Origin of the sequence: Neisseria sp. (genome assembly GCF_030527965.1) — a bacterium.
Taxonomy (GTDB): domain Bacteria; phylum Pseudomonadota; class Gammaproteobacteria; order Burkholderiales; family Neisseriaceae; genus Neisseria.
On the sequence record NZ_JAUMZU010000013.1, the window covers coordinates 32,332 to 56,049 of the forward strand.

At 49.5% G+C, this 23,718-nt stretch carries 21 protein-coding genes and 1 tRNA gene; 17 read left to right on the plus strand and 5 right to left on the minus strand.

Annotated features, from left to right (window positions below):
* Positions 1 to 69: 69 nt before the first annotated feature.
* The 12 genes from Q4A84_RS07105 to Q4A84_RS07160 all read left to right on the plus strand — a co-directional run bounded on the left by Q4A84_RS07105 (position 70) and on the right by Q4A84_RS07160 (position 17,439).
* A tRNA-Met gene (locus Q4A84_RS07105) sits at positions 70 to 146 on the plus strand.
* 243 nt (positions 147 to 389) lie between these two features.
* A complete protein-coding gene (locus Q4A84_RS07110) occupies positions 390 to 1,121 on the plus strand; it encodes a LytTR family DNA-binding domain-containing protein (protein WP_303088236.1) in 732 nt (243 codons plus the stop codon).
* Positions 1,122 to 1,257: 136 nt separating this feature from the next.
* Complete coding sequence (waaA, locus tag Q4A84_RS07115) at positions 1,258 to 2,526, plus strand: lipid IV(A) 3-deoxy-D-manno-octulosonic acid transferase (RefSeq protein WP_303088237.1); 1,269 nt, start codon at positions 1,258 to 1,260, stop codon at positions 2,524 to 2,526.
* 66 nt (positions 2,527 to 2,592) lie between these two features.
* On the plus strand, positions 2,593 to 4,761 hold the full coding sequence (gene yccS / locus Q4A84_RS07120) for a YccS family putative transporter (protein ID WP_303088238.1): 2,169 nt from the start codon (positions 2,593 to 2,595) through the stop codon (positions 4,759 to 4,761).
* A gap of 209 nt (positions 4,762 to 4,970) precedes the next feature.
* Entirely contained in the window at positions 4,971 to 5,945 is a 975-nt protein-coding gene (moaA, locus tag Q4A84_RS07125) for a GTP 3',8-cyclase MoaA (RefSeq protein WP_303088239.1), read from the plus strand.
* A gap of 218 nt (positions 5,946 to 6,163) precedes the next feature.
* Positions 6,164 to 7,282 carry an S-(hydroxymethyl)glutathione dehydrogenase/class III alcohol dehydrogenase gene (locus Q4A84_RS07130; protein WP_303088240.1) on the plus strand — a complete coding sequence of 373 codons (1,119 nt, stop codon included), beginning with the start codon at positions 6,164 to 6,166 and terminating at the stop codon, positions 7,280 to 7,282.
* A gap of 14 nt (positions 7,283 to 7,296) precedes the next feature.
* On the plus strand, positions 7,297 to 8,151 hold the full coding sequence (fghA, locus tag Q4A84_RS07135) for an S-formylglutathione hydrolase (protein ID WP_303088241.1): 855 nt from the start codon (positions 7,297 to 7,299) through the stop codon (positions 8,149 to 8,151).
* Between the two features lie 39 nt (positions 8,152 to 8,190).
* A complete protein-coding gene (locus Q4A84_RS07140; RefSeq protein WP_303088242.1) occupies positions 8,191 to 10,467 on the plus strand; it encodes a Tex family protein in 2,277 nt (758 codons plus the stop codon).
* 83 nt (positions 10,468 to 10,550) lie between these two features.
* Positions 10,551 to 12,104, plus strand: coding sequence for a type I restriction-modification system subunit M (locus Q4A84_RS07145; RefSeq protein WP_303088243.1), 1,554 nt, complete (start codon positions 10,551 to 10,553; stop codon positions 12,102 to 12,104).
* A gap of 76 nt (positions 12,105 to 12,180) precedes the next feature.
* Positions 12,181 to 13,332: a restriction endonuclease subunit S gene (locus tag Q4A84_RS07150; protein WP_303088244.1), complete on the plus strand. Its 1,152-nt coding sequence runs from the start codon at positions 12,181 to 12,183 to the stop codon at positions 13,330 to 13,332.
* Positions 13,333 to 13,346: 14 nt separating this feature from the next.
* Complete coding sequence (locus Q4A84_RS07155) at positions 13,347 to 14,354, plus strand: virulence RhuM family protein (protein WP_303088245.1); 1,008 nt, start codon at positions 13,347 to 13,349, stop codon at positions 14,352 to 14,354.
* A 1-nt stretch (position 14,355) separates the two neighbouring features.
* Positions 14,356 to 17,439: a type I restriction endonuclease subunit R gene (locus tag Q4A84_RS07160; RefSeq protein ID WP_303088246.1), complete on the plus strand. Its 3,084-nt coding sequence runs from the start codon at positions 14,356 to 14,358 to the stop codon at positions 17,437 to 17,439.
* A gap of 113 nt (positions 17,440 to 17,552) precedes the next feature.
* Here Q4A84_RS07160 and nirK read toward each other — a convergent pair whose 3' ends face one another.
* Together nirK and Q4A84_RS07170 are read right to left on the minus strand one after the other, a co-directional pair.
* Positions 17,553 to 18,764, minus strand: coding sequence for a copper-containing nitrite reductase (nirK, locus tag Q4A84_RS07165; protein ID WP_303088247.1), 1,212 nt, complete (start codon positions 18,762 to 18,764; stop codon positions 17,553 to 17,555).
* Positions 18,765 to 19,151: 387 nt separating this feature from the next.
* Positions 19,152 to 19,628 (minus strand): TlpA disulfide reductase family protein, encoded by a 477-nt coding sequence (locus Q4A84_RS07170; protein ID WP_303088248.1) that lies wholly within the window; start codon positions 19,626 to 19,628, stop codon positions 19,152 to 19,154.
* A gap of 137 nt (positions 19,629 to 19,765) precedes the next feature.
* On the opposite strand from Q4A84_RS07170, the gene arsC reads away from it, so the two are divergent.
* Together arsC and Q4A84_RS07180 are read left to right on the plus strand one after the other, a co-directional pair.
* On the plus strand, positions 19,766 to 20,122 hold the full coding sequence (arsC, locus tag Q4A84_RS07175) for an arsenate reductase (glutaredoxin) (protein WP_303088249.1): 357 nt from the start codon (positions 19,766 to 19,768) through the stop codon (positions 20,120 to 20,122).
* Between the two features lie 4 nt (positions 20,123 to 20,126).
* Complete coding sequence (locus Q4A84_RS07180) at positions 20,127 to 20,777, plus strand: YdcF family protein (RefSeq protein ID WP_303088250.1); 651 nt, start codon at positions 20,127 to 20,129, stop codon at positions 20,775 to 20,777.
* Between the two features lie 138 nt (positions 20,778 to 20,915).
* On the opposite strand, the gene Q4A84_RS07185 is transcribed toward Q4A84_RS07180, so the two are convergent.
* A complete protein-coding gene (locus Q4A84_RS07185; protein WP_303088278.1) occupies positions 20,916 to 21,209 on the minus strand; it encodes a hypothetical protein in 294 nt (97 codons plus the stop codon).
* Positions 21,210 to 21,363: 154 nt separating this feature from the next.
* On the opposite strand from Q4A84_RS07185, the gene Q4A84_RS07190 reads away from it, so the two are divergent.
* The 3 genes from Q4A84_RS07190 to Q4A84_RS07200 are packed head-to-tail and all read left to right on the plus strand — an operon-like array spanning position 21,364 to position 22,609.
* Positions 21,364 to 21,783: a CopD family protein gene (locus Q4A84_RS07190; protein WP_303088251.1), complete on the plus strand. Its 420-nt coding sequence runs from the start codon at positions 21,364 to 21,366 to the stop codon at positions 21,781 to 21,783.
* An 11-nt stretch (positions 21,784 to 21,794) separates the two neighbouring features.
* Positions 21,795 to 22,268 (plus strand): CYTH domain-containing protein, encoded by a 474-nt coding sequence (locus Q4A84_RS07195; protein WP_303088252.1) that lies wholly within the window; start codon positions 21,795 to 21,797, stop codon positions 22,266 to 22,268.
* The gene (locus Q4A84_RS07200; protein WP_303088253.1) at positions 22,268 to 22,609 is read left to right on the plus strand and encodes a hypothetical protein; all 342 of its coding nucleotides are present in this window, start codon (positions 22,268 to 22,270) and stop codon (positions 22,607 to 22,609) included. The genes Q4A84_RS07195 and Q4A84_RS07200 overlap by 1 nt, the downstream gene beginning before the upstream one ends.
* Before the next feature lie 55 nt (positions 22,610 to 22,664).
* Here Q4A84_RS07200 and Q4A84_RS07205 read toward each other — a convergent pair whose 3' ends face one another.
* Positions 22,665 to 22,967, minus strand: a complete 303-nt coding sequence (locus Q4A84_RS07205; protein WP_303088254.1) for an AzlD family protein — start codon at positions 22,965 to 22,967, stop codon at positions 22,665 to 22,667.
* The gene (locus Q4A84_RS07210; protein ID WP_303088255.1) at positions 22,964 to 23,689 is read right to left on the minus strand and encodes an AzlC family ABC transporter permease; all 726 of its coding nucleotides are present in this window, start codon (positions 23,687 to 23,689) and stop codon (positions 22,964 to 22,966) included. Before Q4A84_RS07210 ends, Q4A84_RS07205 begins: the two co-directional genes overlap by 4 nt.
* Positions 23,690 to 23,718 lie beyond the last annotated feature (29 nt).

Below are 23,718 nucleotides of genomic sequence, written 5' to 3' on the forward strand. Positions count from 1 at the left end.
GAAATACCTTCTAAATACAAAAAACATTTGACAGCAGAATAAAAACCCCATATAGTTCGCTCCTTCAGACGCGGGGTGGAGCAGCATGGTAGCTCGTCGGGCTCATAACCCGAAGGTCGTAGGTTCGAATCCTGCCCCCGCAACCAAATACAAAAACGCCTTGCTTTTCGAGCAAGGCGTTTTGCTTTACCTTGCATCAAATCAATCTATGAATATGACATAATACAAATTTGTGTTATACTAGAACATTATTTAGGCGTTACTATCGCTTAAAACAACCCAACAAAAGTGAATTATCGCTAATTTATGTAGTTATACGATTAAATATTGATATCCGCAGCTTCCCGCGGTACGATATTATTATTTCAACTAATCAATAAAAAAATACTATGCCCAGCGCAATTATTGTAGAAGATGAAATTTTGGCTGCAGAACGTTTACGCGTCTTGCTCGAAGAATGCCAAGTGGTATTGTTAAAAACGTTCCACCATGCGCAACCTGCTTTGGAATGGTTAAGCGTGCACGAAGTGGATATCGTTTTTGCCGATATCGGCTTGCCCGAAATGGACGGCTTGGAATTTGTAGGCAGGATTAAGCGGATTGCAAAAAAGCAGCCGCACGTAATCTTTACCACCGCCTACGAAGAACATGCCCTGCGTGCATTCGAGCTGGCGGTGGCCGATTATCTGCTCAAGCCGATTAAACTGACACGTCTGCAAACGGCTCTGGCCCGAGTCAACGAAAAAGAGGAAGAAGAAGCCGGCGGCTTTACTCATTTCAAAGTGTTCAGCCGCGACCGCATGGTAGAAATCCCGTGGCAGCAGGCTCGCTATCTTCTGGCCGAACATAAAACGGTATTCCTGTTTACCGGAGACGGCAAAAGCTATGATTTGCCCAAAACGCTGGTGCACTGGGAAGAAGTGTTGGGCGACAAGGTTATCCGCGTGCACCGCAATGCGCTGGTGTTCCGCCACACGCTGGATTGCCTGATACGCTTGGACGACGACGACGACGAAGGCAACGCCAGCTGGGGTGCCCAAGTACTGGATATTCCCGAGCCGCTCCCCATCAGCCGCCGCCAGCTTTCGGCCATCCGCCGAATCCTGCGAGACAACGGTTAAGCGATATTTTTTTAAATGCCTGTCTGAATTGTCAGACAGGCATTTGCTTGTTCCACATCATGATACTGTACCAAACACACATGAATAATCAGAGTACAATAAGATTTTATTGCAAGCGATCGGATGGTAGCGGTTTATGAATATCAGAAGTTTTTACACCTTCTTATGGCATGTCGCGCCTTGCTTTATCCGCCGCTATCTGAAAAAACGCGGACTGAAAAATCCGGCCTATCTGAAACATTGGGGCGAGCGTTTCGGCGAGCGTTTCGACCAACCGGTGCAAAACGCCATATGGGTGCACGCCGTATCGGTAGGGGAAACACGGGCGGCGGAGCCTTTGCTGAATATTTTGCGTACGCACTTTCCCGAGCTGCCGATTCTGATGACGCAAATGACGCCCACCGGCCGCGAAACGGCGCAAAAGCTGTTTCCCGATGCACAATGCCGCTATCTGCCCTACGACAAACCCGCCTACATCCGCCAGTTTTTACAAGAACACAAGCCTCGCTTCGGTATCTTGATGGAAACCGAAATCTGGCCCAATTTAATGCACGGCTGCCAAGAAGCCGGTGTTCCCTTATTTCTAGCCAACGCACGCCTGTCTGAAAAATCGCAACGCGGCTATTTACGCATCCGCTCCTTGGTGGCTCCTGCAATGCAAACCTTAAGCGGCTGCTACGCACAAACGGCCACAGATGCGGAGCGGCTGCATTTAATCGGTGCATCCAACGTGCATGTATGTGGCAATTCTAAATACGACATCACGCCACCCTCTGAAGCGCAAAAAACAGCGGCGCAATTCAAAGCCATCATCGGCGAACGGGCCGTTGTGGTATGCGGCAGCACACGGGTTTACAAAGAGCAAAACGAAACCGAAATGCTGCTGAAAGCATGGCAGGCCTACCGCGGCAACGCGCTGCTGGTTATCGTTCCGCGCCACCCCGAACGGTTTGACGAAGCCTACCAAACCGCATGCGCACTCGGTTTTAAAACGCAAAAACGCAGCGACAATCAACCCGTTGCGCCGGATACTCAAGTCTGGATAGGCGACAGCATGGGCGAGATGTTTACCTATTATCTGTCGGCAGACATCGCGTTTGTCGGCGGCAGCTTGGTTGACGCCGGCTGTCAAAACATCATCGAGCCGATTGCCTGCAAAGTGCCCACGCTATTCGGCGCATCCATTTATAATTTCGCCGATGCGTGCCGCGGCGCAGAAGCAGCCGGCGCAGCCAAACAAATATTCAGCGCACAAGAATGGTATGCCGTTACCAACCGCTGGCTGAACGATGTGGCCGAACGCGCCGGTTATACCGCCGCAGCCGAACATTTTATCGGGCAACACCGCGGCGCCAGCCGTAAAATGGCAGATTTGATTGCCGAGTCGATTAAAGGCCGCCTGTGATTCCGGATTTTATGCCTGCCTGAATCACCTTTTTTCAGACAGGCATTTCGTTACCCAGCAAATACGATGAAATTTTTTATCAAAACCCCGCCGATTAATGCCAAAGTGATTGCCACGCTGCCGGTTTTCCTCAGCGTGTGCGTCGCCTCAATTGCCGTGCGCCATTTCAATCTGCAACAAGAAGCCATTCCGCTGGTGTTGGGCGTGATTGCAGGCGGGCTGGTTGATTTGGACAACCGGCTGACCGGCCGGATAAAAAATATCTTCTTCACCATGCTGGCATTCGCCGTATCCACCCTGGCAACCCAGCTGACCATCGGCATGCCGGTGATCTTCGTATTCGCCATGACGCTCTTAGCGTTTTTCTTCACATTTATCGGCGCGGCCGGCGTACGCTACCGCACCATCGCCTTCGGCACGCTGGCCGTTTCGGTTTACACCACGCTCACTTACGATCCCGCGCAACCGCTTTATGTCAATTCGCTGATGATTTTGTGCGGCACCCTGCTCTACAGCGGCATTACCCTGCTCTGCCACATGATTTTCCCGCACCGCCCGGTGCAAGAAAACATGGCGGCCGCCTACGCCGCATTGGCCGACTATCTCGATGCAAAAGCCGATTTTTTCGACCCCGACAAAGCGTGGCAGATTGAGCAGAAACAAATTCGGCTGGCAATGAGCAACAGCCAAGTCATCTTGGCTTTCAACCAATGCCGCAGCGCCTTGTTTTACCGCATGCGCGGCCAACACCGGCATCCGCGAACCAGCCGCATGCTGCGCTATTATTTTGCCGCGCAAGACATCCACGAACGCGCCAGCTCCAGCCATGTTCAATATCAGGAAATGGCCGAAAAGCTGAAAAACAGCGATTTGATTTTCCGCTTTCTGCGCCTGCTCGAATTGCAGGCGCAAGCCTGCCGCAACGTAGCGGCCGCCTTACGCAACAACCATGCTTATCATTACGACGAGCGCCTGGCCCGCTCCGCCAACGGCTTGGCTCAATCATTGGCTTTCTTCGCCCAAAACCACGAAGAAACCGACGTACACCCGCTGCAGCGGCTTGTCGCTAATCTTCACAGCGTCAATCTTCAGCTCGGCAATCTGGAAAACAACCCTGAAAATGAAGAAAACAGCGACGCCACCCGCATCGCGCACAACGAAACCAGCGGCCTGCGCAATATTCTGAAAACCCTGTCGGGCCAATTCAATTTCCAGTCCGCCACCTTCCGCCATGCCGTAAGAATGGCGATTATCGTATTCTTATGCTGCGCGCTTATCGGCATTACCCATCTGCATTTGGGCTACTGGGTTTTGCTGACTGCCGTTTTCGTGTGCCAGCCCAACTATTCAGCCACTCAAAAACGGCTCAAACAGCGCATCATCGGCACGCTGGCCGGCGTTGTGGTCGGATCGGTTATGCCCTATTTCACGCCCTCGCTGGAAACCAAGCTGATTGTCGTCGTCGCCTCAACCACCCTGTTTTACTTCTTCCGCACCAACAAATACAGCTACTCCACTTTTTTCATCACCATCCAAGCCCTAACCAGCTTTTCGATTGCAGGTCTCGACAACATCAGCGCCATTCCGTGGCGGCTGTTCGATACCGTTATTGGCTCGCTATTGGCTTGGGCTGCCGTATCCTACCTTTGGCCGGATTGGCATTATCTGGCGCTCAACAAAACCGGCATACAAGCCATACAAAGCGACGCCGGCTATCTGCGCCGCATTCTCGAGCAATTGCAAAACGGCGGCGGCGACCATGTCGACTACCGTATCGCCCGCCGCAACGCACACGAGCGCGCCGCCGCCCTTTCCAGCACCTTGTCTGATATGTCGGGCGAGCCGGAAAAATACGGCAGCGTATTACAGCAAGGCTTCAACCTGCTGAAAATCAACTATTCCCTTATCGGCTACATCTCCGCCCTCGGCGCCTACCGCAGCCAGATGCATAAAAACGAGACCGACCAAGCCTTTCTGAGCATTTTCTTCCAAGCCGTGCAGACACTGGTTTATCTATTAGACAACATCGGCAGCCTAACCAAAACCGAGCTGGCCGAATACATGGTGCAAGTGCATCAAATGTTGCAAGATTTGCGCCAAACCGAATACCACGACGAACAAAGCAACGTATTATGGCAACAGCTTGCCATGATTGCCAATCTCATCGAACCTTGCCATGCGGCCCTCAGCAGCGTCGAAGCACAATTCGCCGAGCACCAAAAAGCCGCAGCTTAAGCGCTTCCGCCTGCCCAATGCCTGCCTGAAACTTTTTTCAGACAGGCATTGGGTTTATAATTCCAGCCATTCAGACAGGCATTGCCATACGCAAAAATAACTAGGCACTAAATACAAGGCAGCATCAACAACCGCCGCAATAAAGCATAAAATCTCAACACAAAGTGCCTGAAAACACACCGTCAAACCACACACCAAGCGAGACCACCATGCTAACCGATGCATTCGGCCGCACAGTAGACTACCTGCGCATCTCCGTAACCGACCGTTGCGATTTACGCTGCACCTACTGCCTGCCCAAAGGCTTCAAAGGCTTCTCCATACCAAAAGACTGGCTGACCATCGACGAGATTGCCCGCGTTGCCGCCGCCTTCGCACGGCTGGGCACCAAGCGCTTCCGCCTGACCGGCGGCGAGCCCTTGTTGCGCAAAGGGCTTTCCGATTTGGCTGCCGAAATCAACCGCCAAGGCGGCGTTGAAGACATCTCCCTTACTACCAACGGCACCCAGCTTGCCAAGCATGCCGCTGATTTGCGCGCTGCTGGCGTTCGCCGCCTCAACATCAGCCTCGACAGCCTGCGCAGCGATTGCGTCAAAAGCATTACCGGCACCGATTGCCTGCCCCAAGTGCTCGAAGGCATCACAACCGCCAAAGCAGCCGGCTTCGAACACATCAAAATCAACATGGTGCCGCTCAAAGGCATCAACGATACCGACCTCGACGACATGGTCGCCTTTTGCATCGAACACGGCTTCATCCTCAACCTGATCGAAGCCATGCCGATGGGCACCACCGGGCAAGCACACGCCAAAGTCAGCCTGCAGCCCGTACTGGCCGAGCTGCAGCAAAAATTCCAGCTCATCCCGTTTGAAGGCAAAATCGGCGGCGGCCCCGCCCGTTACTGGCAAAGCCGCAACAGCCGCTTTACCCTCGGCCTGATTACCCCGATGAGCCAGCACTTCTGCGCCACTTGCAACCGCGTGCGCCTCTCTGCCACCGGCAACATCCATTTGTGCCTGGGGCAAGAAGACAAAGTCGCCCTGCGCCCGCTGCTGCGCGACGGCTGCAGCGATGCCGAGCTGGAGCAAGCCATCCGCCAAGCCATAATGAGAAAACCCGAAAAACACGAGTTTGTCGAAAACCCGAAAAAAATCATCCGCGTCATGGCCTTAACCGGCGGCTAATAGCGCCAATCAACAATGCCTGTCTGAACACTTTCAGACAGGCATTTCCTTTTTTACCATCACAATAACCCTTTGCCGCCCCAAGCATTTTAACGCCCTGCCATACCGAAATCCCGCATGCCATCAAAGGGGCAGAAAACTGATGGCCGCCAAGCAGTAGTGTATAATGCCCTTCCCCTTTTCAAAGGGGGTTTACCATCATTTTTGAGGACGTTTACATGAACTTTATCAAGACGCGCGCCGCCGTTGCTTGGGCACCCAACCAACCCTTAACCATTGAAGAGCTGGATTTGATGCCACCGCAAAAAGGCGAAGTCTTGGTACGCATCGTCGCCAGCGGCGTATGCCATACCGATGCCTACACATTGAGCGGCCAGGATTCCGAAGGCGTATTCCCCTGCGTGCTCGGGCACGAAGGCGCCGGCATTGTCGAAGCCGTCGGTGAAGGCGTAACCAGCGTCAAACCCGGCGACCACGTTATCCCGCTTTACACCGCAGAATGCGGCGAATGCAAAATGTGCCGCTCAGGCAAAACCAATCTGTGCTCGGCCGTACGCGCCACCCAAGGCAAAGGGCTGATGCCCGACGGCACCGTGCGCTTTTTCAAAAACGGGCAACCCATTTATCACTACATGGGCTGCTCCACTTTTTCCGAATACACCGTCGTCGCAGAAGTCAGCCTGGCTAAAATCCAGCCGGAAGCCGACCTGCACGAAGTATGCCTGCTCGGTTGCGGCGTTACCACCGGCATGGGCGCCGTCATCAAAACGGCCAACGTGCAAGCAGGCGACAGCGTGGCCATTTTCGGGCTCGGCGGCATCGGCTTGGCCGCCATTATCGGCGCCCGCATGCGGCAGGCCGGCCGAATTATCGGCATCGACATCAATACCGATAAATTCGACATGGCTCGCAAACTCGGCGCTACCGACTGTATCAACCCGCAAGACTACGACCGCCCGATTCAAGACGTTATCATCGAATTGACCGACGGAGGCGTCGACTTCTCCTTTGAATGCATCGGCAACGTAAACGTCATGCGCTCGGCGCTCGAATGCTGCCATAAAGGCTGGGGCGAATCCGTTATTATCGGCGTAGCGCCGGCCGGCGCGGAAATCCATACCCGCCCCTTCCAGCTTGTTACCGGCCGCGTCTGGCGCGGTTCCGCCTTCGGTGGCGTCAAAGGGCGCAGCGAATTGCCCGGCATCATCCAACAATACATGAACGGCGAATTCGCGCTCAAAGACTTCATTACCCACACCATGCCGCTCAACGACATCAATCACGCCTTCGAACTCATGCACGAAGGCAAATCCATTCGCAGCGTCATTCATTACTAGAATCGGATTCCACCATGCAAACACCGCAATGCCTCACACGCCACAAACTGTTTGAAGGCGAGCAAGCGCGTTACCGCCATCATGCCGAAAGCACGCAATGCGACATGACCTTCTCCATTTACCTGCCGCCGCAAGCGATGGCAGGCCAGCGCGTCCCTCTGCTTTACTGGCTGTCTGGCCTAACCTGTACCGATGAAAACTTCAGTACCAAATCCGGCGCACAATGCTACGCCGCACAACACGGCATCGCATTGGTTATGCCCGACACCTCGCCGCGCGGCGCCGACGTACCCGACGACAACGGCTGGGATTTAGGGCAAGGCGCCGGCTTTTACCTCAACGCCACACAAAGCCCGTGGGCAACCCACTACCACATGTACGACTACATCGTGCACGAACTGCCGGCCTTGCTCACCGCCCATTTCCCGCAGCTAAACGGCCGATGCAGCATCTTCGGCCACAGCATGGGCGGGCACGGTGCCTTGCAAATTGCCCTGAAAAATCCGGAAAACTACGCTGCCGTATCTGCCTTTGCCCCTATCGTCAACCCCAGCGAAACCCCGTGGGGGCAGAAAGCCTTTATCGCCTACCTCGGCGCCGATCGCGACGACTGGTTGCCATACGACAGTTGCGCCCTGCTCGCATCCGCCGCACCTACCCTACCGATACTCATCAGCCAAGGCGATGCCGACGAATTTCGCCCGCGCGAGCTGCAAGCCGAGCGCTTCGTAGAACAAGCACGCCAGCGCGGCTTCCAAGTGCAATACCAACTATGCGCCGGCTATGACCACAGCTACTACTTCATCGCCAGCCACATCGAAAGCCATATAGCCTTTCATGCCGATGCGTTAGGGATCACAACCCCATAACACCCCGCTTACCTTAACCCAACACACGCCATCATCCTTATGAACATCACCCAAATTCTCGCCACCGAACTTGCCGCCACACCCGCTCAAATTACCGCTGCTGTTGCCCTCTTGGACGACGGCGCCACCGTTCCCTTCATCGCCCGCTATCGCAAAGAAGCCACCGGCGGATTAGACGACAGCCAATTGCGCACCTTGGCCGAACGCCTGCAATACCTGCGCGAATTGCAAGAACGCAAAGCCACCGTATTAAGAAGCATCGAAGAACAAGGCAAACTCACGCCCGAGCTTCAGGCAGCCATCGAAGCCGCCGACAACAAAACCGCGCTGGAAGACCTTTACCTGCCTTACAAGCCGAAACGCCGTACCAAAGCACAAATTGCCCGCGAAAACGGCTTGCAGCCGCTGGCCGATTTACTGCTCAACACTCCGTCAGAAAACCCCGAACAAGCCGCTGTCGCCTATCTGAACGAACAAGTTCCCGACAGCAAAGCCGCGCTGGATGGAGCTCGCGCCATTCTGATGGAACAATTCGCCGAAGAGGCAGAACTGATCGGCCAACTGCGCGACAAACTCTGGCAAGAAGCCGAGTTGCAGGCGCAAGTAATCGAAGGCAAAGAAACCGAAGGCGAAAAATTCAAAGACTATTTCGACCACCGCGAAGCCATTCACAGCATGCCGAGCCATCGCGCCCTTGCCGTCTTGCGCGGCCGCAACGAAGGCATTCTCAGCGTCGCCCTCAAATACCAGCCCGACGAAACCCCAATTACCGAACAAAGTGACTACGAAAAAGCCATCTGCCGACACTTCGCCATTCAAGATCAAGGCCGCCCCGCCGACAAATGGCTGCGCGACACCGTGCGCCTCGCTTGGCGTGCCAAAATATTCCTCTCGCTCGAACTCGACGCACTCAACCGCTTGAAAGAGCAAGCCGACAGCGACGCCATCACCGTTTTCGCTCGCAACCTCAAAGACCTGCTGCTTGCCGCCCCTGCCGGCCGCCTTACCACCCTCGGCCTCGATCCCGGCTACCGCAACGGCGTCAAATGCGCCGTTGTTGACGATACCGGCAAACTGCTGAGCACCGTCATCGTTTACCTACACCAAGAAAACCAAATGCTGGCCACGCTCGCCCGCCTGATCAAACAACACCAAGTCAAACTCATCGCCATCGGCAACGGCACCGCCAGCCGCGAAACCGACAAACTGGCCGGCGAACTCATCAAAAGCCTGCCTGAAATGCCGCTGCATAAAATCGTTGTCAGCGAAGCCGGCGCCTCCATCTATTCCGCCTCCGAACTGGCTGCGCGCGAATTTCCCGACCTCGACGTTTCCCTACGCGGCGCCGTATCCATCGCCCGCCGCCTGCAAGACCCGCTGGCCGAACTCGTTAAAATCGACCCCAAATCCATCGGCGTCGGCCAATACCAACATGATGTTAACCAAAGCCAGCTCGCCAAATCGCTGGACGCCGTGGTTGAAGACTGCGTAAACGCCGTCGGCGTCGACGTCAACACCGCCTCTGCACCACTGCTCGCCCGCATCTCCGGCCTCAACAGCACGCTGGCGCAAAACATCGTTGCTTACCGCGACGAAAACGGCGCCTTCGACAGCCGCAAAAAACTGCTCAAAGTGCCGCGTCTCGGTGAAAAAACCTACGAACAAGCCGCCGGCTTCCTGCGCATCAACGGCGGCAAAGAACCGCTCGATGCCAGCGCCGTCCACCCCGAAGCCTACCCCATCGTCGCCAAAATGCTGGCCGACCAAGGCATCGCTGCTGCCGAACTTATCGGCAACCGCGAACAAATCGCCCGTATCAAACCCGCCAGCTACACCACCGAACAATTCGGCCTACCTACCATCCTTGATATCCTGGCCGAACTGGAAAAACCCGGGCGCGACCCGCGTGGCGTGTTCCAAACCGCCACCTTTGCCGAAGGCATTCACGAAATCAGCGATTTACAGACAGGCATGATACTCGAAGGCGTGGTTAGCAACGTTGCCAACTTCGGCGCCTTCGTCGACATCGGCGTACACCAAGACGGCCTTGTTCACATCTCCGCACTAGCAGACCGCTATGTTTCCGACCCGCGCGAAATCGTCAAAGCGGGCGACGTCGTCAAAGTTAAAGTGCTGGAAGTTGATGCCGCCCGCAAACGCATCGCCCTCACCATGCGCCTGAACGACGAAACCAGCAACGCCAAACGCAGCGAAAGACCGTCTGAAAACCGCCCGTCGCGCGGCAACAACAAAACGCCTCAACAAAAACAAGGCAACACCGCCATGGCCGATGCCTTTGCCAAATTGAAGCGTTAAAATAGTAACCTTCTGGTATTTTAACCTATATCCAAACACCTTCAGGCAGCCTGAAAACATCTTCTCACTATAAGGAAACCATCATGACCAGCACCCAACAACGCGCCGAACTACAACGCCGAATCTGGCAAATCGCCAACGATGTTCGCGGCTCTATCGACGGCTGGGATTTCAAACAATATGTGCTCGGCACCCTGTTTTATCGCTTTATCAGTGAAAATTTTGTGAACTACATCGAAGCCGGCGACGAAAGCGTCAATTATGCCGCCTTGCCCGATAGTGTTATCACGCCTGAAATTCAGAAAGACGCTATCAAAAGCAAAGGCTATTTCATCTACCCAAGCCAGCTCTTTAGCAACGTGGCAGCCCAAGCCAATAGCAATGAAAATTTAAATACCAATTTAAAAGCGATTTTTGATGCCATCGAAAGCTCTGCCAACGGTCATCCATCCGAGCCGGATATCAAAGGCTTGTTTGCCGATTTTGATACCACCAGTAGCCGCCTTGGCAATAGCGTAGCCGATAAAAACAAACGCTTGGCCGCCGTATTAAAAGGCGTAGCCGAATTGGATTTCGGCGAATTCTCAGATAATCATATCGATTTGTTCGGCGATGCCTATGAGTTTCTGATTTCCAACTATGCCGCCAATGCCGGCAAATCCGGCGGCGAATTTTTCACCCCGCAACATGTGTCCAAACTCATCGCCAAACTAGCCATACACAAGCAAAGCAGCATCAACAAAATTTATGACCCCGCGGTAGGTTCAGGCTCTTTATTGCTGCAAGCTAAAAAACAGTTTGACGCGCATATCATTGAAGACGGCTTTTTCGGGCAGGAAATCAACCACACCACCTACAACCTTGCCCGCATGAATATGTTTCTACACAACATCAACTACGACAAGTTCAATATCGCACTCGGTGATACCTTAATCAAGCCGGAATTTGGCGATGACAAACCTTTTGATGCCATCGTTTCCAATCCGCCTTATTCGGTTAAATGGATAGGCAGCGACGACCCGACTTTAATCAATGACGACCGTTTTGCTCCTGCCGGCGTATTGCCTCCCAAATCCAAAGCCGATTTTGCTTTTATTTTGCACGCGCTAAGCTATCTTTCCGCCAAAGGGCGTGCCGCTATTGTTTCTTTTCCGGGAATTTTCTACCGTGGTGGGGCGGAGCAAAAAATTCGCCAATATCTGATAGAGAGAGATTGTGTTGAAGCCGTCATTGCCTTGGCACCCAATCTTTTTTATGGCACTACCATTGCGGTCAACATCTTGGTTTTACGTGGGCAACAAGACAACAAAATCCGAAATCAAATTCAATTTATTGATGCCAGCAAATTATTTAAAAAAGAAACCAATAATAACGTGCTAACGGATGAGCATATAGAAACCATTCTTAATGCCTTCGACCATAAGGAAAATATCGCACATTTTTCTCAAATGGTGGAAAAAGAGGCTATTGCTGCTAATGACTACAATCTGGCAGTCAGCTCTTATGTAGAAGCCAAAGACACCCGCGAAGTGATAAATATCACCGATCTCAATGCTGAAATCCAAAACACGGTAGAGAAAATCAGCCGCTTGCGTAGTGAGATTGATCAAATTATCCAAGAGATTGAGCGAGTTTAAATCATTGACCGAAGTGATAGAAAATAAACCTTTTTATCACAGCACAAAGATAAAACAGAAAATAGAGCAAAAAAACATGAGCAAATTATTGGAAATGATAAAAACCGCGAAGGTTGAATGGAAGCCTTTAGGAGAAGTTGCAAAAATTCAGCGAGGGGCTTCTCCTAGACCAATAGCAAAATATATTACCGAAGATAAAGATGGAGTGCCTTGGATAAAAATTGGAGATACTTCACCTCAAGAAAAATATATTAATAATACGGCTCAGAAAATCACTAAAGAAGGGGCCTTAAAATCAAGAATGCTACAAAAAGGAGATTTTATTATCTCAAATTCTATGAGTTTTGGCCGACCATATATTTTAGGTATCAATGGAGCAATACATGACGGCTGGGCTTCTCTTAGTAAATTCCAAAAAGTACTAAATCCTGATTTTCTGTATTACTATCTTGCTTCGAATAAAGTCAAAAATTATTGGTTGGGGAAAATCAATAGCGGATCAGTTAGCAATCTAAATTCAGATATTATTAGCCAATTAACAATCCCAATCCCACCACTTCCCATTCAAGCCGAAATTGTCCGTATACTGGACAATTTCACGGAGCTTACAGCAGAGCTTACAGCCAGAGAAAAGCAATACAACTACTACCGCGATTTATTACTCAGCGAAACCGAACTCGCCAAAACCGGCTTTGAATGGAAAACGTTGGGGGAAGTGGCGGAAATAGGTACAGGTAGCCATGATACACAGGATGCCATTGATGATGGCAGTTACATCTTTTACGCAAGAGGTCGAGAACCTTTAAGATTAAATATCTTTGATTTTGATGAGATTGCGATTATTACAGCAGGTGATGGGGTTGGGGTAGGGAAAGTATTTCATTATGTTCAAGGCAAATATGCCTTACATCAGCGAGCATATCGCATATTTCCAAACGAGTTAGTGAAACCAAAATTTGCATATTACTATATAACAGCATACTTTTATCAATATATACAAAAAGTATCTGTAAATTCTTCAGTTACTTCGCTTCGTAAACCAATGTTATTAAATTTCCCTATAACAATCCCACCTATTCCCGAGCAAGAACGTATCGTTGCTATTTTAGATAAATTCGATGCCTTAAACCATTCCATCAGCGAAGGCTTGCCTCGTGAAATCGAATTGCGCCAAAAGCGATATGAATATTATCGGGAGTTGCTTCTAAACTTCCCAAAACCTTTATAAATAATCATCAAGATATGGACGATTTAATCATCTACAACACCGACGATGGCAAAGCACATGTTGCCCTGCTTGTCGTAGAAAATGAAGCATGGTTAACACAGAAGCAGCTTGCCGAACTTTTTGACACCTCTGTTTCAAATATAACCACTCACATCAAAAATATATTTGAAAACAAAGAATTAGATGGACTTTCAGTTATTAAGGATTATTTAATAACTGCCCAAGATGGTAAACAGTATCAGGTAAAGCATTATTCTCTTGATATGATTTTAGCCATTGGTTTTCGGGTTCGTAGCCCTCGAGGTGTGCAATTTCGCCGTTGGGCAAATACTCAACTACGTTACTATTTAGATAAAGGCTTTTTATTAGATAAGGAGCGGTTGAAAAATCCTCAAGGTCGTCTTGATTATTTTGATGAATTACTCGAACAAATTCGTGAAATTCGTGCGAGCGAAATGCGTTTTTATCAAAAAGTACGTGATTTATTTAAGTTATCTAGCGACTATGATAAGACCGATAAAACCACACAGATGTTTTTTGCCGAAACACAAAATAAGCTGATTTATGCGATTACACAGCAAACTGCTGCAGAATTGATTTGTAACCGTGCTAATGCGGAATTGCCTAATATGGGATTAACGTCTTGGAAAGGCTCTGTTGTTCGCAAAGGCGATATTATTACTGCCAAAAATTATCTTACCAATGATGAATTAGATTCTTTAAATCGTTTAGTGATGATCTTTTTAGAAAGTGCTGAATTACGGGTTAAAAATCGTCAGGATCTAACGCTAAATTTCTGGCGTAATAATGTGGATAATTTGATTGAATTTAATGGGTTTCCGTTAATTACCGGCAAAGGAAAACGAACCGCAAAACAAATGGAAGCGCTAGTGAAAGAACAATATACCTTGTTTGATCAATCCAGAAAGCAACAGAAACTCACTCAGGCAGAGGCTGAGGACTTGCAGATTTTAGAAAAATGGCAGAAAGATATTAACAAGCTAAAAAATAAGAGAAAGTAACATGAACGAAACCAAAACCATTGCGGAATCCAACAATTTTATTATTCTGGATAAATACACCAAAATCGAGCAAAACGGCAGCTACCAATCCGAGGCGGATTTGGAGCGGGAGCTGATTGCCGATTTGCAAAATCAGGGTTATGAATACCGCAAAGATTTAAATACCCAGCAAAAGCTGCTTGCCAATATACGCGTGCAGTTGCAACAGCTTAATCAAATGCAGTTTTCAGACAGCGAGTGGCAACGCTTTCTAACCGAGTATTTAGATAAGCCGTCTGACAATCTGATTGAGAAAACCCGCAAAATTCATGATAACCATATCTATGATTTTGTGTTTGACGACGGGCATATTCAAAATATTTATCTGCTGGATAAGAAAAACATCGCCCGCAATAGCATGCAGGTCATCAATCAGGTGGAACAAACCGGTACGCATGCCAACCGTTATGACGTTACGATTTTGGTGAACGGCCTGCCATTGGTGCAAATCGAACTGAAAAAGCGCGGTGTTGCCATTCGTGAAGCTTTTAATCAGGTGCATCGCTATAGCAAAGAAAGCTTTAATGCCGAGCATTCGCTGTTTAAATATTTGCAGATTTTTGTGATTTCCAATGGTACGGACACCCGATATTTTGCCAATACCACCAAGCGCAATAAAAACAGCTTTGATTTTACGATGAACTGGGCAAAATCAGATAATACACTGATTAAGGATTTAAAAGACTTTGCCGCAACTTTTTTCCAAAAACAGACTTTGCTGAAAGTATTGATGGATTATTCTGTTTTTGATAGTAGCGATACTTTATTGATTATGCGCCCATATCAGATTGCGGCAGCCGAGCGTATTTTATGGAAGATTAACAGCAACCATCTCAGCAAAAAATGGAGCGCTGTCGAAAATCATGGCTTTATCTGGCATACCACCGGTTCGGGCAAAACGCTGACCAGTTTTAAGGCGGCAAGGCTGGCAACCGAGCTGGATTATATAGATAAAGTGTTTTTTGTGGTTGACCGGAAAGACCTCGATTACCAAACCATGAAAGAATACCAACGCTTCTCACCCGATAGCGTGAATGGCTCTGACAATACCGCAGGTTTAAAAGCCAATATCGAAAAAGATGATAATAAAATCATCGTGACCACCATTCAAAAGCTGAATAATCTGATGAAAGGCGAAGACAATCTGCCAATTTATCAGAAGCAGGTAGTGTTTATTTTTGATGAATGCCATCGTTCGCAGTTTGGTGAAGCGCAGAAGAATTTAAAAAAGAAATTTAAAAAATTCTGCCAGTTCGGTTTTACCGGTACGCCGATTTTCACAGAAAACGCGCTAGGCTCAGAAACGACCGCCAGTGTATTTGGGCGGGAGATGCATGCTTATACCATTACCGATGCCATTCGTGATGAAAAGGTTTTGAAATTCAAGGTAGATTATAACGATGTGCGCCCGCAATTTAAGAGCATGGAGAGCGAACAAGACGAACAGAAATTAACGGCTTTTGAAACCAAGCAGGCATTATTACACCCCGAACGTATCCGTGAAATCACGCAATATATTCTGACGCATTTCAAACAAAAAACGCACCGCTTAAATGTTGGTAGCAAAGGCTTTAATGCGATGTTTGCTGTAAGTAGCGTAGATGCCGCCAAGCTTTATTATGAGGAATTTAAAAAACAGCAAGCAGGCAAAAATAATCCTTTGAAAGTGGCAACGATATTCTCCTTTGCTTCCAATGAAGAGCAAAATGCAAAAGGGGATATTATCGATGAAGGCTTTGATCCGGATGCGATGAACTCTACTGCCAAAGAGTTTTTGTATATGGCGGTTCAAGACTATAACGCTTGCTTCAAGACCAATTACAGCTTGGATAGCAAATCATTTCAAAACTATTATCGCGACCTTGCCAAGCGAGTCAAAGAGCAAGAGGTTGATTTGTTAATTGTGGTGGGCATGTTTCTCACCGGTTTTGATGCACCTACGCTTAATACGCTATTCGTTGATAAAAATCTACGTTATCACGGCCTGATACAAGCTTACTCACGCACCAACCGTATTCAGGGGGCAGTTAAAACATTTGGCAATATCGTGACGTTTCGCGACTTGGAGCAAGCAACCGTTGACGCCATTACTTTATTCGGCAACAACAATACCAGAAATGTGGTGTTGGAAAAAAGCTATCAGGAATATATGGAAGGCTACACCGACAATACCAGCGGTGAGGCCTGCCGCGGTTATTTGGAGGTTGTGGCCGAGCTGAAAAATAAATTTCCCGAGCCCGACAATATCGTTGGCGAACAGGATAAAAAAGACTTTGCCAAACTATTCGGCGAATATCTGCGAGTAGAAAATATTTTACAGAATTATGACGAATTCGCCGGCTTGGAAGCCTTGCAGCAATTGGATACGACCAATCAAACAGCACTTGAGCAATTTAAAGCAGATTATTATCTCAGTGATGATGATGTAGAAAACATGAAATCCATTGAGATTTTGCCCAAACGCATCGTGCAAGATTATCGCTCTACATACAACGATATTCGCGATTGGCTGCGCCGCGAGAAAAATGAGGAAAAAAACCAATCCAATATTGATTGGCATGATGTGGTTTTTGAAGTGGATTTGCTTAAATCTCAGGAAATCAATTTAGACTATATTCTTGAATTGATTTTCGAGCACAATAAGAAAACCAAAAGCCAAGCGGATTTAGTGGAAGAAATACGCCGCATTATTCGTTCCAACTTAGAAAACCGCGATAAAGAAAGTTTGGTTGTGGATTTCATCAATCGAACCGATTTAAATAGCATCCCCGATAAGGCTACGATTATTGAAGCTTTTTTCACATTTGCCCGAGCTGAGCAACAACAAGAGGCGGAAAGCTTGATCGCATCGGAAAATTTGAACATCGAAGCAGCCAAACGTTATCTTTCTTCTTCATTAAAACGCGGCTACGCCAGCGAAAACGGCACTGACTTAAATGACATCTTGCCGAAAATGAGCCCGCTCAATCCGCAGTATTTAACGAAAAAACAAGGTGTTCTGCAAAGAATCAATGATTTTGTGAATAAATTCAAAGGCGTCAGCTGAAACTTTTAAGTCAGATGGTTGGCAAGCTCAAAAGCATCCATCAAAAAACGCAAAGCCTGCCTGAATACTTTCAGACAGGCTTTGCGTTTTCATTGCTCAGGCCTTATCAGGCCTTATTTGGAAGCGGCGCTGGCTGCCGTTGAAGCTGCGCCCGTATCAGTTATGGGTGACGGTTTCAAGGTTTGCTTCATCAGGCTGTCGTTCCACGTTCCTGCCACTTTGATTTGCGCCAAAGCGCCAAGATTGACAGCTTCAATCAGGTTGTGGTTTAAGTAGGCGTAGGTGCCCGGCTGTTTGAAAGTATACATGGAGGCACCGGCAGAGCCTGCGCCGATAACCCAGCTTTCTAAGTTTTGAGCCGGCTTGTCGGCCAAATTACCACGCTCCCAAACATAATCGCCATGCCCGCCAATCAGATGAGGGTAAGACGGCCGGTTGGCTTGTGAGTGATAAAGCATAATGGTTTCACCCACCTTGGCTTTCAGCGCATTATCGCCGGTATAAGCGCCTTTTTTACCGCCAAACACGATATGGGTTGGAATCAGGCCGTTCATGACTTTGATGTCGTCGGCCATGGAAGCGGTTGAATCAGGATAGCGTTTATACTTGCCATTGGCATCTTTAGGCAGATAAAAATCCTGTTCTCCAATATAGAAGGCTTTGTCGTAAGTTAATTTCCGACCTTCCTTATCTTTCAAGCCCTCTTTCGGCAATACTAAAATTGCGCCGTTCATACCATGAACGACATGCCAAGGGATCATAGCCCCGCCCGGGGCGCAATGATAAACAAATACGCCCGGCTTAATGGCTCGCCAACGCAGTTTAACTTCCTCTCCCGGCTGAACAAGCGTCAACTCTCCGCCTCCCAAAGCACCGGTAGCAGCATGAAAGTCAATGTTATGCGCCATTTTATTGGTTTTCGGATTTTTCAGGGTCAAGTCGACATAATCGCCTTCATGCACCACAATCATAGGGCCGGGCACGCTGCCATTAAAAGTAAAAGCCCATATAAACACGCCGGGTTCCACTTCGATTTCTTTTTCTTCAACCACCAGCGTCACTTCCACTACGCGCGGTTTGGCCGGAGCTTCGAGTGTGTGCTCCGGCACATTCGGCGGGGCAACCAATGTTTGTTTCACATGCTCCAATTTGCCGATTTCTTCCTCGCTTAAATTCGGCAGATCGGGTGTGTTCCCGGCAGATTGGGCTGCGGCCGGCTTCGCTTCTCCTGTTGCAGCGCTTTGCTGCGTATGATTGCTTTGCTGGCTGCAAGCTGTGGTTAAAAAGGCGGTAGTGATTAATGCATAAAGAATATGCTTTTTCATAGTGGTCTCCAGTGGGTTATTTGTTTTATTCCACTTGATTTGGTGTGTTCTTTTAACAGCGCTTTCAGTATATTCTTAAAGTAAAGATTCACCAATAATACATGTTTGATATAAATCACCTTTTGTTCAATTTCAAATAAAATTGACAACAACTAGCTATTTATCAAAAATAATCATATAAATATCAATGATATATATAATTATAACTAGTAAATAATTATGATTCTCATCATAATAAAACAAAAACCTTTTCAGACAAGCATCAACAATAATGCCTGTCTGAAAAGGTTTTATGGATAAACTCAAGACCGTATCCGAACGGCCAAAAACATTTCAAACTGCCTGTAAACCTAATGCTCGAAACGGAGCATTAGGTTTAGCTCACTCTTAACCCATCTTGCATTGCGTTCGCACGGCCTTAACCGCCGCATCCAATTTCATCCCTTTCACTTCGCCGGCAATGCTTTGGCGGGCATCGCATTTTTCAGCATACACCACGGTATAAGGCACGCCGCCGAATGCGTTGCCCAGCGTTTTCATAAACGCGCGGCTGTCGTTACCCGCATAATGCCAGATAGGATAGGCGACCGGAGTTTGCTTCAAAAAGGCGCCGATACTCTCCGGCTTATCCACCGCAACGCCGACCAGCGAAACCTTCTTCTTATCCTGCTTCTGATACCATGCCGACATGGCGGGCATTTCTTTGCGGCACGGCACGCACCACGTCGCCCAGATATTCACCACCTTCACCTGCCCGGGCAGCGCCTGCAAATCCTGCGGTTTGCCGCTTTTCCAATCTTGCAGCTCGGCTGCAAACGCGGGCAATACCGCTAAAGAAGCCAACAACATCAAATATTTTTTCATTATTTTTCCTTTCGATTCGGCGCCCTGCGGCAGCCTGCATCAGATTTTACGCGACAAAACATTCACGTCGGCATACAATAACCAAACCTCAGTAATGCCTGTCTGAAACCAATCAAAACAATCTTTTAATAAATATCATGGCCGACATCATTCTTTACCATAACCCCCGCTGCTCCAAATCGCGCGCCGCACTCGGTTTGCTGGAAAGCCGCCGTTTGCAGGTTGACGTTATCCGCTATCTGGATACGCCGCCCGATTTGCAAACACTGCAAAACCTGTTCAAAAAACTCGGCTTCGAATCGGCTCGCAGCATGATGCGGGTAAAAGACGATTTATACCACAGCCTCAAGCTGGACGATCCGCATTTGGATAACGATGCGCTGCTGAAAGCCATTGCCCAACACCCCGCCCTGCTGGAGCGCCCGATTGCCGTTATCGGCGAACGCGCCGCCATCGGCCGCCCGCTGGAGCTCATCGAAGCGATTTTACCCTAAAGCCATGAGTGTATTCAAAACCGGCAAAAGCCCGCTGCGCTATTTTCTATTCGGCTTGCTCATCAGCTTGTCGCTGCCGGCTTTCATGCTGTTTTATTGCATCTTCGATGTTTACCAAACCGGCAATGCCAAGCCTTACGACGGCCAATCCGATGCCGCCGTGGTGCTGGGTGCCGCCGCTTGGGGCAATAACCCCTCGCCCGTTTTCCGCGAACGCATCAACCATGCCATTGCGCTTTACCAAAGCCAGAGGGTGGGCAAGCTCATTTTTACCGGCGGCACACCCAAAGCAGGCTACATGACCGAAGCCGAAGTCGGCCGCCGCTATGCGCTCAAACAAGGCATACCCAAAAACGACATTCTGTTTGAAAACACTTCGCGCGACACCTTTCAAAACCTGCAAAACATCCGCCCGCTCTTGCGCGACAATAATATCGATTCCGTAATTATCGTCAGCGACCCTTACCATCTGGCGCGCGCACGCACCATGGCCGCCGATTTAGGCATTAACGCAACTCTTTCTGCCACTCCGACCAGCCGTTATACCGACCAACAGAAACGGCGCCGTTTCCTGCTGCAAGAAAGCTATGCCCTGTTCAGCTACCGCTGGGATTACTGGAGCGAGCGCATTTTGAGCGCGCTCAGGCTTGCTTAAATTGGCAAAGGAACTTGATAGGGCGCATGCCGAATCTTTTTGCCACTCATCTTTTCGGTGCAAATAGAACGCAACATAATAAATGCCTGTCTGAATACTTTCAGACAGGCATTTTTCAGCATATCAAAAACGCGCCACTCAGCGCTTTTTCTGATTGGTATTCTTGCTGCCCTTCGGCTTTTTATCCGCCGCAGCCAGTCGTTGTGCCACAAATTCCACCATCAGCTCTTTTTTCTCCCAGAAAAAATGCTCCATTTTCGAGAGGGAATAGATTTTGCGCACCATGCCCGGCAGCCCGGCATGAATGATGGCGGCCACTTCCTTATTGGTTTCTTCCGCGTCCATCGCCTGCTGCAAAGTGAGGCCTTTATCGTCGAGATAGGCTTGCAGTGATTTCTTCACGCTGCCGTGAATTTCAAATTGTCCGATCATATCGTTTTCCTTACGTTTGATTTTATGTTGCCCGCCGTTGTTGCGAGTTCGTTTCATGCGGCAAGCATTCTAACAAATTTCGGGCGCGTCTCGGGCTGCTTCCTACAAACTTTAACGATATAATGCCGCTTTTGCCCCTTATGCCTGTCTGAAAATGTATCTTTGGTTTAAATTTCTGCATGTGTTTTTCATCATCTCGTGGTTTGCCGGCCTGTTTTACCTGCCGCGCATTTATGTCAACCTCGCGATGACCGAGCCCGGAAGCGCAAGCTACGACCACCTGTTGCAGATGGCGGAAAAGTTGTTTAAATTTATGACACCGCTGGGCATCGGCGCGCTCTTGGCCGGATTGGCCATTCCTTTCACCACAGGCTGGTGGGGCAGCGGCTGGGTGCATGCCAAAGCGTGTGTCGGCTTGGCACTGGCCGCCTATCATGTTTACTGTTTCGTTTTATTGCAAGCCTTCCGCCGCCAAAGCAACCGCCGCAGCCACAAATGGTTTCGCGTGTTTAACGAAATTCCCGTTTTATTGATGATCGCCGCCCTTTATCTGGTGATTTTCAAACCTTTCTGAAGGATAACATCGTGAGCAACACTGAAATCGAACGCCGCTTCCTGCTGAAAAACGACGATTGGAAAGCCGCTGCCGGCGAGCGGAAATTCCTGAGCCAAGGCTATCTGAGCGTGGAAAAAGAACGCACAATCCGCGTGCGCATCATCGGCGACCGCGCGTGGCTGACGCTGAAAGGCTATATTTCCGACCTGACCCGCAGCGAATTCGAATATGAAATCCCGCTTCCCGACGCTCAAACCATGATGAACACCATGTGCCCGTTCAAACTGGAAAAATACCGCTACGAAGTCATCCACCAAGGCTTTACTTTTGAAATCGACCAATACCTTAACGAAAACGCGCCACTAATTGTGGCCGAACTTGAGCTGCCCTCGGAAAGCACCGCTTTTCCCAAGCCAGATTGGCTGGGTGAAGAAATCACATCCAACGGCCGCTACACCAACGCTTATTTAAGCAAACATCCTTATTCCGCATGGGAAAACTGATGAAACGTTACCACCCCGCAATCATTTATGGCAGCATCACCCTGTTTTGCCTGCTGTTCGGCGTGACAGCTTATCTGCTCGGGCAGCCCGCCCAAAGCATTTTTGCTTTTGCATGGCTGGCCTGCGTGTTGGGCAACATGTCTTTTGCCATCATTTTCCATCTGAAAAAGCAACGCTATCTGCGCATGCTGGTAGGCGCCGTTGCCTTTGCCACCGTGCCGGCCGCCTTCGGCTGCTTTTCCCTAATGCCCTTACTTATCGCAGCCCTAGGTGGCGCGCTGTTTGCGTTGAATGCCGAACTTTTCCCTGCGATTCTTGAAATCATCGGACTCTTCAGCTGACAAAAATGCCTGTCTGAAACGTTCAGACAGGCATTGGTGCTCAAAGCACGCTTAATCAGACCTTCATTAAATAGCCCAGCAAACCGGAGGAAGCCACCGCAATCAAAACCGTCGGCAGCATCGGCAAACGGCTGGCGGCAATCAAAGTAATCACCATAGCCACCAACTCATTCGGCTTATCTGAAACAAAATGCGGCGCAATCACCGAAATCAGCACGCAACCTGGTGCCGCTTCCATCACCGCTGCGGCGCGCGGGCTCAGCAGACGGTTGCGCAGAGCGAAAAAGCCGATTAAACGGGTTGTATAAGTCACGACCAGCATGCCGAGAATGGTCAGAAAAGATGCCCATGAAATCATGCTTTGCCTTCCAACCAATATGCCGCCGCCAAACCCGCCAGCGCGCCTACCGGCACATACCACGCGCCATCTGTTAAGAGATGAACGGATGCCGCCACCACAAGGCTGACCAGCCAAGGCCGTGCCGCTTTCCAGCCTTTCCACATGCCGCGCAGCAAAACCAAAAACACGGCCGGAAAGGCCATGCCGAAGCCCAAGGCCGCCGCATCGCCCAGATAAGGCCCGATAACCGTACCCAACGCAGTAAAGCTCACCCACATTACATACAAAGTCAGCGCCGTGCCCATGTAATAAAACCAGCTGAACGCAGGCAGGCCTTGCGCTTTGCGCTTTTGTGCGTCTGCCATGCCCAAAGCCCAGCTTTCGTCGGTCATAAGAAACAAAGCCGCCAGCGTTTTTTTCAAAGGCAGGCTGCGCAAATAAGGCGCCAGCGCCGCGCCCATCAAAATATGGCGCGTATTAATCATAAAAGTTACGCTGATAATCAACAAAGCCGGCAGCGGCTTGCGCCACAAGCCGACCGCCGCAAATTCCGAACCGCCGGCAAAATTCAAACCGGCCATCAGCGGCATTTCCAGTATGCTCACGCCCTTCGCCGCACCTTGGGCACCCAAAATCAAAGCAAACGGCAGCATGCCGATTAATATAGGCGCAACGTCTTTAATCCCTCGCCTGAATTCGGATTGCGGAGAATCGGCAGCAATGGAGGCAGCATCAGCCATAAACGCGCTTCTCTTTCCCAATGTGTGAA